Source organism: Mesorhizobium sp. M7A.F.Ca.CA.001.10.2.1, from assembly GCF_003998575.1.
Taxonomy (GTDB): domain Bacteria; phylum Pseudomonadota; class Alphaproteobacteria; order Rhizobiales; family Rhizobiaceae; genus Mesorhizobium.
In genome coordinates this window covers 1-1,288 of sequence record NZ_RZQY01001049.1, presented here as the reverse complement: position 1 = coordinate 1,288, position 1,288 = coordinate 1, and the positions used below count along the sequence as shown (strand labels likewise).

1 protein-coding gene is annotated in these 1,288 nt (G+C 63.9%); it reads left to right on the top strand.

Annotated elements, in window-relative coordinates:
* Positions 1-269 precede the first annotated feature (269 nt).
* On the top strand, positions 270-1,288 hold a 1,019-nt coding region (locus tag EN964_RS34910), incomplete at its 3' end, for a class II fumarate hydratase (protein WP_164776403.1).

Here is a 1,288-nt window from a genome sequence, read left to right as displayed (position 1 = left end):
CTTGTGGGGGGGCTAGGGTGGGGGTCCTCCTTCGCAAGAATCCCCCGCCTTTGAGGGGAGATGGCAGCAGGCGTGGGGCGCCAGCCTCTTCCGGCGGCGATAAGAGGTCACGCCCGGTCGAACCGACCCCCTCTGTCGCCTTCGGCGACATCTCCCCTCGAGGGGGGAGATCACCTTCAACCGATTTGCATCAATCCCCTCCGCAATCTCCGCTTGAAGCCGTTTGTGCAACGCGATACGCCGTTGCCGACTTCGACAAGGAGAGACCCGTGACCGCTGCAAATACCAGAACCGAAACCGACACGTTCGGTCCCATCGAAGTTGCCGCCGACCGGTACTGGGGCGCGCAGGCGCAGCGTTCGCTCGGCAATTTCAAGATCGGCTGGGAGAAGCAGCCGGCGTCGATCGTGCGCGCGCTGGGCATCGTCAAGCGGGCGGCGGCCGAAGCCAACATGGAGCTCAAGCGGCTTGATCTTTCCATCGGCAAGACGATTGTCGAGGCGGCGCAAGAGGTCATCGACGGCAAGCTCGACGACCATTTCCCGCTGGTGGTCTGGCAGACCGGCTCGGGCACGCAGTCCAACATGAACGCCAATGAGGTGATCTCCAACCGTGCGATCGAGATGCTGGGCGGCGTCATGGGTTCCAAGAAGCCGGTGCATCCCAACGATCACGTCAATATGAGCCAGTCGTCGAACGACACCTATCCGACGGCCATGCACATCGCCTGCGCCGAACGCATCGTGCACGATCTGTTGCCGGCGCTGAAGCATCTGCACAAGGCGCTCGCCGCCAAGAGCAGAGAGTTCAATCACATCATCAAGATCGGCCGCACGCACACACAGGACGCCACCCCGCTAACGCTTGGCCAGGAGTTTTCGGGCTATGCAGCGCAGGTCGCCTCGTCGATCAAGCGCATCGAGCTGACATTGCCCGGCCTGCAGGAGCTGGCGCAGGGCGGCACCGCCGTCGGCACCGGCCTCAACGCGCCGGTCGGCTTCGCCGAAAGGGTGGCGGATCGCATCGCCAGCATTACGGGCATCGCCTTCGTCACCGCGCCGAACAAATTCGAGGCGCTGGCGGCCCATGATTCCATGGTGTTTTCGCACGGCGCCATCAATGCGGCGGCCGCCGCACTGTTCAAGATCGCCAACGACATCCGTTTCCTCGGTTCCGGCCCGCGTTCGGGCCTCGGCGAGCTGTCGCTGCCGGAAAACGAACCGGGCTCGTCGATCATGCCGGGCAAGGTCAACCCGACCCAATGCGAGGCGCTGACGCAGGTCTGCGT